Consider the following 11,600-nt stretch of genomic DNA (forward strand, 5'->3'; position numbering starts at 1 on the left):
GCATATGGGTGGAATCATCGTTGTAGGGGTTGACGGCAGTGAGACCGCAAAGAAGGCGGCCGAGTCGGCCAAGGGCCTGGCAGCAGCCATGGGCGCTTCGCTGCACGTCGTATCCGCCTTCGACAGCGACCGGACTGAGGTTTTCGGCAGCGGCAGCGACCGGTGGATCGTCTCCGATGCGGATGCCGCAGAGCAGGTGGCGCGCACCGTGGCGGAATCGCTGGGCCGCGACATCACCGTGACGTACTCGGCAGCACGCGGACGGCCCGCCGACGCTTTGATCAAGGAAGCGGTCCGAATGGACGCACAGATCATCGTGGTGGGAAACCGGCGCATGCACGGCATCGGCCGGGTACTTGGCAGCGTGGCCAACAGCGTGGCCCACAACGCTCCGTGCGACGTCTACATCGCCAACACCTACGACGCCGACTAGGCCCTCCAGCCCCCGGGAGTAACCCCGGACACTCCCCGTGGTGGCGGACATCGCTGCGGGGGGTGTCCGTTCTCACCGCCACATCACCGTTTCAGCTGGTGGCGCAACGATAAAATTGTAGGGGCCCCCAAAGGCGTGGACACTGACGATTCCACCCCCAGCGAAGGGCTCCTCCTTGATTACTCTGCAGCGCCGCCAGCTCGTTGGCCACGATATCCTCCTGGCCCGCCACGGCAACCACATCAGCTCCATGCGGGTGGACCGCGGCAACGACAGGGTGGTTGCGCTGCTGGACGACGGCAGCCTGGACAGCGCGCCCAACCTCATCACTCCCGGGCTTCAGCTTCCGCAGACCGTCCGCAGTGTCCTGCGCGAGGACTGGAAGCTGCTAAGCGCCTGGGCCGGCATGGCCGCCCTGATGGGCGTCCTCATGACCGGCGCTGCGGTCGCCCTGGGAGCCACTGCCGATCCGGCGGTCATTGACGCCCTGACTGCCTACAACGCGTACTAAAGCCCCGGCGCTGCGCGTGCTGCCCGGGGCTTCATCCCACCAGCCAGCCCCGCAACAGCCACCAGATTCCGGCCATCACCACGCCGCCGAAGAGCGAACCGGCCACCACCTGCGCCGGCGTGTGCGCCCTTAGGACCACCCTTGACCAGCTGACCGCCGGGACCAGGAGCAGCAGCGGCGCCCACGCCGGGCCCAGCATCAGCACGGATACGACGGCGGCACAGGACATCGCCGCGGCGTGGCCACTCATTTTCCAAAACGGGCTGACCGCTGCCAGGACGGCGACTCCGCCCACCACCGCCAGGACCATGGCCACCACACTCGGCGGGGCGTCCACGGCGTTGAGCACCAGCAAGCCGACAGCGATGCAGGCCAGTGCCATCAGGAGCACGGGCGCACGCTGCTTCCGGTCGCTGACGTGGTGGTCCGTCACCTTCCCCATTCGGACCAGGACAAGCAGCACCACCAGCGGTAGCACGCACACAAAGACCGCCGCCAGCGCGCCGTAACCGATGGACCCGGGAAACCCCGCCTCCGCCAGCGGGCTGATCAGCAGCTGGAGGGAAACCACCACCGGTGGCTGGAAAACCTCAGTCAGCCATCTGGCGGTCCGGTTCTTGACCCGGATTGACCCGCCACTTACCGTCACCTGCTAGTCCAGGAGGAGCGCGGGCTCTTCCAGGATGGCCGCGACGTCGGCCATGAAGCGGGCGGACAGATCACCATCCACCACGCGATGGTCGAAGGACCCTCCAAGCGTGGTGATCCAGCGGGGAATCACCTCTCCGTCCAGGACCCAGGGCTTCTGCTTGATGGTCCCGAACGCCACGATGGCCACCTCGCCCGGGTTGATGATGGGCGTACCCGTATCGATGCCCAGGGCGCCGATGTTGGTGATGGTGAGCGTGCCGCCCTGCATTTCCGCTGGCTGCGTCTTCCCGGCCCTTGCGGTGGTGGCCAAGCTGTTCAGGGCCAGGGCGAGTTCCTTGAGCGACAGGTCCTGGGCGTTCTTGATGTTGGGCACCATGAGGCCGCGGGGCGTGGCTGCGGCGATGCCCAGGTTCATAAAGTGCTTGACCTGGATCTCGGCAGATCCGTCCTGGTTGTCCACCCAGGACGCGTTCACGCTGGGGTTGCGGGCTGCTGCCCAGATGACGGCCTTGGCCAGGATGAGCAGCGGCGACACCTTGACGCCCTCGAAGTCCCGGGAGGCCTTGAGCCGCTTGACGAACTCCATGGTGCGGCTGGCGTCGACGTCCACGAAGATGCTGACGTGTGGCGCCGCGAAGGCCGATTCCACCATCGCCTTCGCCGTGGCCTTGCGGACGCCCTTGACCTGGATCCGCTCCACCCGCTGGTCCTGCGGCTTTCCTGCCTTGCCCCAGAAGCCGTCCGCCTTGTCCAGTTCGGCGTCGCGCTGGGCCTGGTAGCTCACCAGGTCCTCCCGCGTCACCTCGCCACGGGAGCCGGTGGCCACGACGTCCGCCAGGTCGATGCCCAGGTCACGAGCGATCTTGCGGACCGGGGGCTTGGCCAGGACCCGGTTGACCAGGCCGGTGATGGTGCCGCCCAGGGTTGGGCGGTTGTCGACGACGGCGGGCGCGCCGGCGGACACCTCAGCGGGAGTGCGCGGCTGCACAGGCTCAACCTCGGGTGCGTTGACCGTCACGGCAGCGGCTGGTGAGGTCTTGCGCGGGCGCCGTTTGACGGCGTCGGCCTTCGGGCCGGAACCTACCAGCGGACCGCCGGCCGGGGCACCGGCGCCAGTGCCGCCGTCGTCCGTCCCCTCCGGCGCCTCATCCTGGGGGAGCTTGCCGTAGAGCGGCTGCGCCGTTTGTTGCGGCTGTGCGGGTGCTTCGGGTGCGCGCACGTCCGCGGGGGTGGGGTCGCCGGCAACCTCGTCGCTGACGCTGATGATGGCAGTCCCGACGTCGACGGTCACCCCTTCCTGCACCAGCAGTTCGGTGACGGTCCCGGCAAACGGGGACGGCAGTTCCACGATGGACTTGGCGGTCTCGATCTCGCACAGGACGTCATTGATGGCCACGGCGTCGCCGGGCTTGACCTTCCAGGAGACGATTTCCGCTTCGGTGAGGCCCTCGCCGACGTCGGGCAGGTTGAACTTGTTCAGGGTCATGGTGTCCTCAGTAGGAGAGGGCGCGGTCCAGCGCCTCCAGGATGCGGTCGATGTCCGGAAGGTAGTCTTCCTCCACCTTGGCAACGGGGTACGGCATGTGGAATCCGCCCACACGGATCACCGGGGATTCGAGCGAGTGGAAGGCCCGTTCGCTGATGCGGGCGGCGATTTCGCCGCCGATTCCGCCGAACGTGGGTGCCTCGTGCGCCACGATCAGCCGGCCGGTCTTTTTCACGGACGCGGTGACGGTGTCGAAGTCGATCGGCGAAATGGAGCGCAGGTCGATGACCTCAACGCTGCGGCCGTCCTCTTCTGCTGCGTTGGCGGCGGCCAGGGCCACGGGAACCAGGGGGCCGTAGGCCACGACGGTGGCGTCGGTCCCTTCACGGAGCACATGTGCCTTGAACGGGTCTTCGGCGGGGCCCGGCGCCTGGACATCCACGTCCCCCTTGAGCCAGTAGCGGCGCTTGGGTTCGAAGATGATCACCGGGTCCTGGCACTGCACGGCCTGCTGGACCATCCAGTAGGCGTCATGCGGGTTGGAGGGGGTGATGATCCGCAGTCCCGCCGTATGGGCGAACAGGGCCTCGGGGGACTCCGAGTGGTGCTCCACCGAGCCGATGCCACCGCCGTAGGGAATGCGGATGACCACCGGAACGGTGAGGCTGCCGTTGCTGCGGGCGTGCATCTTGGCCAGCTGCGTGGTGATCTGGTTGAAGCCGGGGAATACGAAGCCGTCGAACTGGATTTCGCAGACGGGGCTGTAGCCGCGCAGGGCCAGGCCGATGGCGGTGCCGATGATGCCGGACTCCGCCAGCGGGGTGTCCACCACGCGGTCCGGGCCGAACTCGCCGATCAGCCCGTCGGTGACCCGGTAGACGCCGCCCAGGGGGCCGATGTCCTCGCCCATGAGCAGCGATTTGGGGTTGGCGGCGAGGGTGGCGCGAAGGCCCTCGTTGATGGCCTTCGCGATGGTCATGGTGGTCATCAGTGGCCTGCCTTTGCTGCCTGCCCGGCGGATTCTTCCTCGCCGGCAAATCCTGCGCTGTATTCCTCGAACCACGCCAGTTCCTCCGCCACCAGCGGGTGCGCTTCGGCGTAGACGTTGGCGAAGGCCGTCCGGATGTCCGGGTTTTCAAGATCATGGGCGGTGCGTCGGACATACGCAGCCAGCTCGTCGCCGTCGGACTTCACCTTTGCGAAGTAGGCGTCGTCGGCCAGGCCTTCGGCGCGCAGGTACTTTTCGAGCCGGGCCAGCGGGTCCTTGGCGCGCCAGGCGTCCTCTTCGTCGGAGTGCCGGTACTTGGTGGGATCGTCCGCGGTGGTGTGCGCACCCACCCGGTAGGTGAAGGCCTCGATCAGGACCGGGCCCTTGCCCTGGCGTGCGTGCTCAAGCGCCCACTCGGTGACCGCGTGTACAGCGACCACGTCATTGCCGTCCACCCGGATGCCGGGAAAACCGTAGCCCTTGGCACGGTTGGAGAGCGGCACGCGGGTCTGGACGTTGGTGGGCACGGAGATGGCCCAGTGGTTGTTCTGGCAGAAGAACACCACGGGAGCCTTGTAGGAGGAGGCGAACACCATCGATTCGTGGACATCGCCCTCGGAGCTGGCACCGTCGCCGAAGTAAGCGATGACGGCCGCATCCGGCTGCCTTCCTGCACGGTCTGACGCCGCGAGCTTCTGGTCCCGCTGGATTCCCATGGCGTAGCCGACGGCATGCAGGGTCTGCGCGGCCAGGACCAGGGTGTACAGGTGGAAGTTGGTGTCCTTGGGATTCCAGCCACCGTTGGAAACCCCGCGGAACTGGCGCAGGAGTTCTGCCAGGTCCACGTTGCGGGTGAGCGCTACGCCGTGTTCCCGGTAGGTGGGAAAGATGTAGTCCTGCGGCTGGCTGGCCCTGCCCGAGCCGATCTGTGCTGCCTCCTGGCCGGTAAGCGGGACCCACAATGCCAGCTGCCCTTGGCGCTGGAGGGCGGTGGCTTCGACGTCGAACCTGCGGATGGCGGCCATGTCGGCGTAGAGGCCGCGGAGGTCCTCCGGGGTGAGTTTGTCCGCGTACTCACTGAAGACCGGATCGGCGCCCAGCTTTCCGTCGGGGCCCAGCAACTGCACCATCTGGGCAGGGGGCTCTCCCATGACGGCCTCAGCATCGGCCTCGCGCTGGTCGTCTACAGCTGTTCCGTCGAACTCGGTGGAAGGCAGATGAGTGCCCATACCGTCTCCTTGCCTGCCGCATCCGGATGCAATGCGATGTCGTGAGGATATATGCCTTACAAGGAATACATTCCTCTTACGGCATATACATTGGCTTACTGATCCTAACTTTATCTGCGGTAAGTAGCTGGAGGGCTACTTGTTAAGCGCTAGGAACTTGCTGGCGCCTTTGTATAGTCGGCACACAATTGGAGGAACCGGGAGTTTGCCTCGGGTTCCCCGATGCTGACCCTGACGCCTTCCCCGGCGAATGCCCGCACGGACAGGGCCCGGGTGCCCGCGAACTCCGCAAAGGCTGTGCTTTCAGCGCCAAGGGCAAGCCACACAAAGTTGCCCTGGGCATCGGGAACCGCCCATCCCAGCTCCCGGAGGCCGGCCAGGACCCGTGTCCGCTCGGCCACGAGCTTTTGTACCCTTTCCACAACCTGGGAGTAATTCTCCAGGGAAACAATTGCCGCTTTTTCGGCAATTTGGGACACGGCAAAGGGTGTGGCGGCGACCCGAAGGTACTGGGTCAGTTCCGGATGGGAGACGCTGTAGCCAACGCGAAGTCCGGCCAGGCCATGTGCCTTGGAGAACGTCCGGAGCACCACAACGTTGGGGTATTTGCGGTAAAGCGCGATCCCGTCCACTGCATCCTCCGCCCGGACGAACTCCTGGTAGGCCTCATCGATAACCACCACGACGTCGGCCGGGACGGACCGGATGAAGGCCTCCGTTTCAGCCGCGGTAAGGGCGGGGCCGGTGGGGTTGTTGGGCGTGCAGAGCAGGATCACCTTGGTGCGGGCACTCACGGCGGCCGCCATGGCTGCGAGGTCGTGCCGTCCGTCGGCTGTCACGGGGATCCGTACGCTCTCGGCGCCTGCCAGGCCCACGCTGATGGGGTACGCCTCAAAGGAGCGCCACGCGTAAATGACTTCGTCAGCCTTGCCGTCATCGTTCTGGCCGGCAAAGGCGGCCAGAATCTGGTTCAACGCGCCTAGGCTTCCAGCTCCGGTCACGATGTCCTCGGCAGGCACATCAAGGAACTCTGCGAGCGCGGCACGGAGCTTGCTGCTCAGGGGATCCGGGTAGCGGTTGACGTCCTTCTGGTTGGCGATGGCGTCCAGCACGGCCGGAATCGGCGGGAGCGGGTTTTCGTTGGAGGACAGCTTGTAGCTGGCCAGTCCGTTGACCGCGGCCGGCGGCTTTCCGGCGGCGTAGCGGGGCAGCCGGTCCAGCACCGGGCGCGGCGTGATTCCGCCCGCCCTGGTCTCAGATGAAGTCATGGCCCCTAGCCTACTTCGAGGCCCTCAAGGGTTCCGGGGAACGAACGGCAGAAATTCAGGCCGCCGCCAGTCGCCCGGAGGGACGGTATGGAAGCATGGTGCCATGGGTTCCTTCATCCTTCGGATCGTGGTTAATGCTGCCGGCCTCTGGATCGCCAACTGGATCCTGCCGGGCATGGACATCACCAGCACCGGGGCGTCCGCTGCGGTGGCCAGAACCGGCATCTCCCAGGACCCCGGAATCATCGGGATTGTCCTCGCCTACCTCTTCATCGGCCTCATCTTCGGCCTGGTGAACGCTTTTGTCCGGCCGCTGGTCAGCCTTCTTGCACTGCCCATCACCATCCTGACGCTTGGCCTGTTCGCCATCGTCATCAATGCCGCCATGCTCTACCTGACGGCATGGATCAGCAGCTATACGTCCGTGCAACTCACCATCGATTCCTTCTTCTGGACCGCGGTGTTCGCCGTGATCATCATCTCCCTGGTCTCGCTGGTGGCAGGGCTGCTGCCCGGCGGACGGCGCTGACGTCCTGCAGGGTGACCTGCCGCCCTGGCGGCGCCCGCGGACCGGCCGGGATTCATCCACCCAAGTAGGAGTGCCCGCGGAACCAGGTACCTAACAGTGCCTTCCCCCGTGCCGGTTCCCAAAAGACCAGTACCAGCCACCCATGACCCCCGTGGCGCCGGCCTTTTAGGCTGCGAACCGGGCCGCAAGAAGGCCCGTTGGTGTCAGTTCCGGAACATGGGGGCCAAAGATGAAGCCCATAAGAATCCTGCTCGCTGCGTGCCTGCTTTTCGCCTGGCAGGCCGGTCCCGCTTACGCGGACGCCGAATCGGGGCCTGTACCCAGTCCCGCAGGGCTGGGCAACGACATCTCCTGGCCCCAATGCGGCACAGATCTTCCTTCACCCCCTGCGTTTGCGATCGTCGGCGTGAACGGTGGCCGGCCGGATACGGCCAACCCGTGCCTGTCGGACCAGCTGGCCTGGGCGGACCAAAGCGCCGCCTCGGTAGGAGGGACACCGGCGGCCGTGTATGTGAACACCGCCGCAACCGGTCCTGTGGACACTCTGTGGTGGCCCGCAGGCAACACCTATCGCGACGCTGTTGTCGGCAACCCCTACGGGACATGTGACGGCACCGGCTCGCCGGCCTGCGCCTACGTCCACGGCTACGCCATGGCCGCCAACGCGGCCGACATCCTGCAGCATGCCGGGCACAACGTGCCCCACCGGATGTGGTGGCTCGATGTCGAATTCGGGAACAGCTGGCTATGGGACAAGGCGGTCAATGCGGCCGAGCTGGAAGGCATGACGGCCTACCTGCAGGGTGCCGGGGCAGAAGTCGGGATTTACTCCACGGGGTACCAGTTCGGCGAGATCGTGGGCGATGTCAGTCCCGACAGCAACCTCTACAAACTTCAGAACTGGCTGGCGGGCGCCTACTCCGCTGAGTCGGCAGAGGAATACTGCGAGGCCGCCCCGTTGACGCCCGGCGGGACTGTAACCACGACCCAGTTCACGGAGAACGACCTCGACTACAACTACCGGTGCCCTGGCGCAGTTCCGCCCCCGGTTTCACAGCCAGCTCCGCAGCCCGCGCCACCACCCGCTCCGGAGCCTGCCCCCAAGCCGGAGAAGACACGGCCAAACCTGTCCGCTGAGCTGCATGCCGCGCAGATCTCTTGACTTGCCCCGCTTCTACTGACTCCACCTCCGGGACCAGGCGGCGCCCCTACCGGGCACCCGGTTGCGGCCGCCCGGAAAAGGGGTCCCTGCGGTCCTTGGGAACAGGGGGCGGCGGAGTCTTGGACAACACAAAGCGGGTGGCAGTCGCAGCACCTCCGGCGCCGAGGACACTGCCAAGCACCGCCGTGGACTGGACCAGTGAGGGGTCTTTGCTGGCGCCCACCTGCCGGGCCGCCTCCTGATAGCCCGTGAGGCTGTGTCCGGGACCCAGCCCGGCATCTTCTCCGCCCCGCACGTAAAGGTCATTGGTCATGGTTACCGTGACCTGGTTCCTGGCGTCGCGGTTCGGCAAGCCGTCGCTGCCGGGCACCCAGTCTGTTCGGTGCTCCAGGTGCAGGGTGCTGACATCGGGGGAAGGCATGATGCGTGAAACGGGCGACCCGGCGGTCAGGACGTATTTGAGCCGGTACTCCTTCAAGAAGGCCTCGTCTGCCGCCAGGTTCATGGCATGAATGCCGCCTTGGCTGTACCCAACGGCAACAACATCCGCTCCCGGTTCCGCGCCCGCCGCCCTCAGCGACTGGATCACGGCGGCATTCACGCGTTCGGACCGGCCGCCCATGCCATCGACGATGCCCCCCAGATCGAAAGGATTGGTGCCGCCATCGGATTCGTTGACCTGGGTTCCGGGAACCACCACAACGTAGGCCTTCCTGCCTCCAGCGTCCACCTCGATAACCTCGATGTAGCCGCTGCCGCGTGCCTCGATCAGCCGTACCCGTTCAAGCAGCCCGCCCGGGCTGACCTCAAGATCGATGGGCAGACGTTCTTCCTGCGTGGCCGTTACCGGGCCCGTGCGCAGCGAGGGGATATTTTCTTCAACCGCGGGCTTGATCGCGGGGAGGAGGATGACGGCATCTGCCACCAGCATTTCCGTGGCATCCCCGTTCAGGAATCCCGTCCGCCAGAAGTCCACGTGCTTCTGGAGCTCCACGTCGGGATCCGACAGACCCAGCCTCCACTTCAGGTGGGCAGCAGATTCGGCAATCTCATACTCCCGCCTGCAGCTGCGCACTTGGCCGCTGATCCGCTGCAGTTCCAGGCAGACTTCCTGGACGGCATCCTTCGCTTCCCACACGGCAATGAGGGCGGCAGTTCCCGTAGTGCGCGGGCGGTTCTGGTGTGCAGCGAGATCCTGCCATGCGGTGAAAAGCCCGGATTCGATGGCGGCAAGCCGCTCGGCGAGCCGATCGAGCTTTCCGGCTCCCACCTCCAACTCCTCCAGCTGGACCGTAATGCCGCCCGCCCCGCCGGAGACTGTAAGGTTGCCGTCCGGAAGTGGCGGCAAAACCCGGATAGGTCCTCCCGTTCCGGATGGCATTGCGTCAGCCATCAGAACCGGCCGTCAGGCGAACATTCTGAGGTCAGTGCAGCGCGGGCATGTGCTGCCACCGCGGCAGAAGCCTCCCGGATCCGGTCCAGCGCCCTTCGCACCGCCACCGCCTGCAAGGCGACAGAATCCCGGTAGGCCTGTCCCGCTGGCGACTGCCAGTCCAACAGCTGGATGTCCTGGAATCCCGAGAGCACCCCTTCAGCACTTTCCGAGCACTGCGCCACCCTCCTGCCCACCTCTTGGACTTCCAGGCTGACACCCAACCCGCTGCCCCAGATCCCGTCCATCAGTTCGTTCCCCATGCTGCTTCCCGTCCCGGTCTCCCTGGCCAGATGATCCCGCCCCAACCTTGCCGCTTCCAACGCTAGGGACGCTTGCCTGCCCGGGTAAGCGCGGCCGTCGGCTATGTGGACAAGTAACGTGAGGAACGCGCTTAAGGCGGCGCCGGACTTCGTGAAAGAATCAGCACATGCCTGAAACTGCCGCCACAGCTGATACCCGCACGCCCTCAGGACGCCTGGCCCTCGCCGCGTCACCGGAAAAAATCGCGCTCGGTCCCCTGGACGGCCGCTACCAGTCCGCCGTCGCACCCCTCGTTGACTACCTGTCCGAGGCCGCGCTGAACCGCGACCGCGTGGCCGTCGAAGTGGAATGGCTCATTCACCTGACCAGCAACAATGTGCTTCCCGGCGCGGGACCCCTGAGCGCGGAACAGCAACAGCAGCTCCGTGCCATCGTCACCGAATTTGATGCCGCGTCCGTGGCAGAGCTGGCCGAGATCGAGGCCGTCACCGTCCACGATGTGAAGGCCGTGGAGTACTACATCGGACGCCGCCTCCCCGCGATCGGCATCGAAAACCTGACCGCCATGGTCCACTTCGGCTGCACGTCCGAGGACATCAACAACCTCTCCTACGCCCTGGGAGTCAAGGGTGCTGTGGAGGACGTGTGGCTGCCGGCCGCACGCGCCCTGGTGGGCCAGATCAGCAAGATGGCCGAAGACAACCGTGCCGTGCCCATGCTGTCCCGCACGCACGGCCAGCCCGCCACGCCCACCACCTTGGGCAAGGAACTGGCCGTCATTGCACACCGCCTGACCCGGCAGCTGGACCGGATCGCCAAGACCGAATACCTGGGCAAGATCAACGGCGCCACCGGCACCTATGCAGCCCATGTGGCCTCGGTTCCCGGCGCCGACTGGCAGCAGGTCTCCAAGTCGTTCGTCGAAGGACTTGGCCTCACCTGGAACCCGCTGACCACGCAGATCGAGAGCCACGACTGGCAGGCAGAGCTGTACGCCGACGTTGCGCGCTTCAACCGCATCCTGCACAACGTCTGCACGGACATCTGGAGCTACATCTCCATTGGTTACTTCGCGCAGATCCCGGTGGCCGGCGCAACGGGTTCGTCCACCATGCCGCACAAGGTCAACCCCATCCGCTTCGAAAACGCCGAGGCCAACCTGGAGATCTCGTCCGGCCTGCTGGATGTCCTGGGCTCCACCCTGGTGACCTCCCGCTGGCAGCGCGACCTCACCGACTCCTCCAGCCAGCGCAACATCGGCGTGGCCTTCGGCCACTCCCTGCTGGCCATCTCCAACGTCGCCAAGGGCCTTGACCGCCTGGACGTGGCCGGGGATGTCCTCGCCGCGGACCTCGACACGAACTGGGAGGTCCTGGGCGAGGCAATCCAGATGGTCATGCGCGCCGAGGCGATTGCCGGCGTCGAAGGCATGGAGAACCCGTACGAGCGCCTCAAGGACCTGACCCGCGGCCACCGTGTGGATGCCGCCCGCATGCAGGAGTTTGTACAGGGCCTGGGCCTCTCCCCCGAGGCTGAGGCACGCCTCCTGGCCCTCACTCCCGGCAAGTACACCGGCATCGCGGACCAGCTGGTGGACCACCTGAAATAAGCCCGCACGCAGGGCAGGAACGTACGACGGCGGCGCCG

At 66.0% G+C, this 11,600-nt stretch carries 12 protein-coding genes; 5 read left to right on the forward strand and 7 right to left on the reverse strand.

The genetic code is table 11. The features are described 5' to 3' along the window. Positions 1–4: 4 nt before the first annotated feature. Positions 5–433 (forward strand): universal stress protein, encoded by a 429-nt coding sequence (locus LFT44_RS20030; RefSeq protein ID WP_236800258.1) that lies wholly within the window; start codon positions 5–7, stop codon positions 431–433. Positions 434–608: 175 nt separating this feature from the next. Further along, entirely contained in the window at positions 609–944 is a 336-nt protein-coding gene (locus LFT44_RS20035; protein ID WP_236800259.1) for a hypothetical protein, read from the forward strand. A 31-nt stretch (positions 945–975) separates the two neighbouring features. Here the strand turns inward: LFT44_RS20035 and LFT44_RS20040 are convergent, their stop codons facing one another. The 5 genes from LFT44_RS20040 to LFT44_RS20060 all read right to left on the reverse strand — a co-directional run bounded on the left by LFT44_RS20040 (position 976) and on the right by LFT44_RS20060 (position 6,566). Beyond that, entirely contained in the window at positions 976–1,593 is a 618-nt protein-coding gene (locus LFT44_RS20040; protein WP_236800260.1) for a phosphatase PAP2 family protein, read from the reverse strand. 3 nt (positions 1,594–1,596) lie between these two features. Beyond that, complete coding sequence (locus LFT44_RS20045) at positions 1,597–3,081, reverse strand: dihydrolipoamide acetyltransferase family protein (RefSeq protein WP_236800261.1); 1,485 nt, start codon at positions 3,079–3,081, stop codon at positions 1,597–1,599. A 7-nt stretch (positions 3,082–3,088) separates the two neighbouring features. After that, on the reverse strand, positions 3,089–4,069 hold the full coding sequence (locus LFT44_RS20050; RefSeq protein WP_236800262.1) for an alpha-ketoacid dehydrogenase subunit beta: 981 nt from the start codon (positions 4,067–4,069) through the stop codon (positions 3,089–3,091). After that, entirely contained in the window at positions 4,069–5,298 is a 1,230-nt protein-coding gene (pdhA, locus tag LFT44_RS20055) for a pyruvate dehydrogenase (acetyl-transferring) E1 component subunit alpha (protein WP_236800263.1), read from the reverse strand. The genes LFT44_RS20050 and pdhA overlap by 1 nt, the downstream gene beginning before the upstream one ends. A gap of 149 nt (positions 5,299–5,447) precedes the next feature. Further along, positions 5,448–6,566: a histidinol-phosphate transaminase gene (locus LFT44_RS20060; protein ID WP_236800264.1), complete on the reverse strand. Its 1,119-nt coding sequence runs from the start codon at positions 6,564–6,566 to the stop codon at positions 5,448–5,450. Positions 6,567–6,669: 103 nt separating this feature from the next. Between LFT44_RS20060 and LFT44_RS20065 the strand changes: the two genes are divergently transcribed. Together LFT44_RS20065 and LFT44_RS20070 are read left to right on the forward strand one after the other, a co-directional pair. Then, positions 6,670–7,095, forward strand: coding sequence for a phage holin family protein (locus LFT44_RS20065; protein ID WP_236800265.1), 426 nt, complete (start codon positions 6,670–6,672; stop codon positions 7,093–7,095). Between the two features lie 229 nt (positions 7,096–7,324). Beyond that, the gene (locus LFT44_RS20070; protein WP_236800266.1) at positions 7,325–8,257 is read left to right on the forward strand and encodes a hypothetical protein; all 933 of its coding nucleotides are present in this window, start codon (positions 7,325–7,327) and stop codon (positions 8,255–8,257) included. Positions 8,258–8,303: 46 nt separating this feature from the next. Here the strand turns inward: LFT44_RS20070 and LFT44_RS20075 are convergent, their stop codons facing one another. After that, positions 8,304–9,605: a hypothetical protein gene (locus LFT44_RS20075; RefSeq protein ID WP_236800267.1), complete on the reverse strand. Its 1,302-nt coding sequence runs from the start codon at positions 9,603–9,605 to the stop codon at positions 8,304–8,306. A 44-nt stretch (positions 9,606–9,649) separates the two neighbouring features. Then, the gene (locus LFT44_RS20080) at positions 9,650–9,952 is read right to left on the reverse strand and encodes a hypothetical protein (protein ID WP_236800268.1); all 303 of its coding nucleotides are present in this window, start codon (positions 9,950–9,952) and stop codon (positions 9,650–9,652) included. A gap of 167 nt (positions 9,953–10,119) precedes the next feature. Between LFT44_RS20080 and purB the strand changes: the two genes are divergently transcribed. After that, on the forward strand, positions 10,120–11,562 hold the full coding sequence (gene purB / locus LFT44_RS20085) for an adenylosuccinate lyase (RefSeq protein ID WP_236800269.1): 1,443 nt from the start codon (positions 10,120–10,122) through the stop codon (positions 11,560–11,562). Positions 11,563–11,600: the final 38 nt, after the last annotated feature.

Origin of the sequence: Arthrobacter sp. FW306-05-C (assembly GCF_021801725.1) — a bacterium.
Classification (GTDB): Bacteria; Actinomycetota; Actinomycetes; order Actinomycetales; family Micrococcaceae; genus Arthrobacter.